The 1753-nt window shown below is 60.5% G+C and carries 2 protein-coding genes; both read left to right on the forward strand.

The features are described from left to right. The coding region (locus ACESMB_RS15040) for a lipid A biosynthesis acyltransferase (protein ID WP_372971996.1) at nucleotides 1–732 on the forward strand (732 nt) is incomplete at its 5' end. Further along, nucleotides 733–1668, forward strand: a complete 936-nt coding sequence (locus ACESMB_RS15045) for a mitochondrial fission ELM1 family protein (protein ID WP_372971997.1) — start codon at nucleotides 733–735, stop codon at nucleotides 1666–1668. Nucleotides 1669–1753 lie beyond the last annotated feature (85 nt).

The raw sequence follows: 1753 nt of genomic DNA on the forward strand, positions 1-1753 counted from the left end.
GAACTGTCGGAGCAGGAACAACAGGCACTGGTGAAAAAATCGTTCCAGGCCAATGGCATCGGAATCATGGAGATCGGGCTGGCCTGGTTCCGCAATCCTACTTCGTTCATCCCCATCACCGAGGTGCATGGGCTTGAGCATGTTGATGCGGCCCTGGCCAGGGGCAAAGGCATCCTGCTGCTTGGCGGGCACTACAGCACGCTGGACCTCGGTGGCAGCCTGGTAACAGAGTACATTGAGGCCGACGTGATGCAGCGGGACCACAACAACCCACTGATGAACGCGGTGATGACCCGCGCCCGGGAGCGCCGGTACGGCGTGGTACTGGACAGCAGAAATCTGCGGGGATTGCTCAAACAGCTGAAAAAAAACCGCACTGTCTGGTATGCCACGGACCAGGATTACGGTCGTAAGGGCATCGTGTTTGCACCGTTTTTCGATGTACCCGCGGGGTCGATTACCGCCACCTCAAGGATCGCCGAACGCAGCCGGTGTGCGGTGGTCCCGTTCAGCCATTTCCGCCGGGAACACGAGCCGGGGTACGACATTTACTTTCACCCCCCACTGGAGCACTTCCCCTCCGGAGACGACCTGGCAGACGCAACACTGGTGAACGGAACCATTGAAGGACAGATCCGCCGGCATCCGGAGCAGTACCTGTGGATGCACCGGCGTTTCAAAACCCGGCCTTCGAAGGACGATCCCGATTTTTATGGCAAGGACGAGAGCTGAATGGCATCTCCAGCACCCGTTGTCTGGCTGCTCACAGACAAAAAGCCCGGACACCGCAATCAGTTGAAAGGACTGGGAAACCGTTTGAGGGTCCTGGCAGGCGTCGGCGTTTGCGAAGTTGATGCCACGGAACATGTGGTTCCCCTGTGGCGAGCACTTCTGGGCCTGGCCCCCGCCATGGATAGCACCCTGCCCCCACCCGATCTGATTATTGCCGCGGGTAGCGGTACCCATCGCCTGCTACTCTCGCTTCGGCGGCGCAGCAAGGCAAAAACCGTGGTCCTTATGAAGCCGGGCTTTCCCATCGGGTGGGTCGATGCGGCCATCATTCCCGAGCACGATGCCGTAGCGCCCGCCAGACACATCCTGACCACCGAAGGCGTTATCAACGCCATCACGCCGCTGGCTCGCATTACCGACAAACCCGAAGGCCTGATCCTCACCGGAGGCCCTTCGCCCCACTTCGATTGGGATGACGATGTGGTCCTCGAGCAAATATCCCAGCTTATGGGGCGCTATCCCGAATGGCGCTGGACCATCAGCGGCTCCCGCAGAACACCGGCCGCAGTGCTGGAAAAACTGCAGGAACTGGCAGGCCCCAAGGTCACCGTTGTGGACCCGGAACGAACCCATTCGAGCTGGTTGCCACATCAACTGGCCGCATCCCGCGCCGTCTGGGTCACACCGGACAGCGGTTCCATGGTTTGCGAGGCGGCTACTTCCGGTGTTCCCACCGGCGTTTTTGAACTGGCTCCCAGACACAACAGCCGGGTCGCCCGCGGCATGGCCAGCCTGGTGGAAAAAGGGTACGTTGCGCGCTGGAGTGACCATGCCTCCGTCATGGCCGGCAAACTGCCTGAATCTCCTGGCCTGTGGGAAGCAGACCGGGCAGCACGCTGGCTTATCAGCCATTTTCTGAAGAGGGGCAATCATTGAGGATTCTGCAGGCTTTACCAGCGCTCTACAGCGGTGGCGTAGAACGGGGAACCGTAGAGTTCGCCGCCGACCTCGTCAAACGCGG

It is taken from the genome of Marinobacter sp. (assembly GCF_041686475.1).
Taxonomy (GTDB): Bacteria; Pseudomonadota; Gammaproteobacteria; order Pseudomonadales; family Oleiphilaceae; genus Marinobacter.

What these genes read in the sequence shown, in the direction of transcription:
- ACESMB_RS15045 (WP_372971997.1), top strand. Translation starts at nt 733, where the DNA reads ATGGCATCTCCAGCACCCGTTGTCTGGCTGCTCACAGACAAAAAGCCC.